Annotated in this window: 1 protein-coding gene and 1 pseudogene; one reads left to right on the top strand and one right to left on the bottom strand. The window is 65.5% G+C overall.

The features are described 5' to 3' along the window. Positions 1 to 142 (bottom strand): annotated as a pseudogene (locus tag AC6LJ2_RS30010) (exodeoxyribonuclease III); the annotation flags it as partial. A 219-nt stretch (positions 143 to 361) separates the two neighbouring features. Here AC6LJ2_RS30010 and AC6LJ2_RS30005 point away from each other — a divergent pair. Next, on the top strand, positions 362 to 523 hold the full coding sequence (locus AC6LJ2_RS30005) for a hypothetical protein (protein WP_498152756.1): 162 nt from the start codon (positions 362 to 364) through the stop codon (positions 521 to 523). Positions 524 to 858 lie beyond the last annotated feature (335 nt).

The following is an 858-nucleotide window of genomic DNA, read 5'->3' as shown; positions in this document are numbered from 1 at the left end:
GCAGGTAGGCGCTGACGACGGACAGGTTCTTCCAGTCGGCGCGGATGATGCGGCCTTCGGGATCGAATTCCTCGCAGTCCAGGCCGCTGACGACGCGTTCGGCCGAATCACGCAGGTAGATGCCCACCCCGCCCAGCGCTCTAGATGAGGTTTGGCATCGGCCGCTGGGGCGGTCAGTGTGCTTGGCATGGTAGCCACGGTCAGAGGGGGTATGGAGGAGGGTGCGTTGCCCGCTTCGTGCCGGCCGCGCGGGCGGCCTTACGAAGCTTACGCGGCGTCTTGCGAGCGCCGATGCCGCTATCGCGTGTGGGTAGTGGTGTTGGTGGTGCCAAGATGTCGCTCTTGCGTGTGAGCGAAGCAGATGGCGTCAGAATCGCTGGTGGTCTGTAGCGGCGCGGATGCCGTGGCGTTCAACATGAATGTGCAGCGCCCGATGGGCGGCGCGCGAGACGGTCAGCATGCGCAAGCAGGACTTCGCCGCGCCGCCCATCACCGCCCCACCCCCAACATGACGGGCCACTAGAAAGCCGATCTCCAACAGCGCGCAGCGCACCCGCAACACATTCCAGCAACGCAATGCCAAACGTGGCCGCCCGCGCGGCCGCGGCTTGGCGGCCCTGCAGATTTCATTCCCTGACCACAGGTCTAACGGCGCGACGAACCCAGACGCGCGTAGTCCCTCGCGGCGGTGGCATGCGGGGCGGGCAACCTCGATGCGCCCGAGGGAATCGGAAGCCCAATAGTCGTCATGCACGACACCCGTGACGAAGAAACTTTCTCCGTGGCATCGGCTGTGGCAAGGTGGAATGCCGCCAGGTAAAGACCGACCTTCCAGTGGTGCGTGTTAGCGCACGCCCG

Source organism: Achromobacter sp. 1014246743, from assembly GCF_059760725.1.
This window is presented reverse-complemented; position numbering and strand designations above follow the sequence as displayed.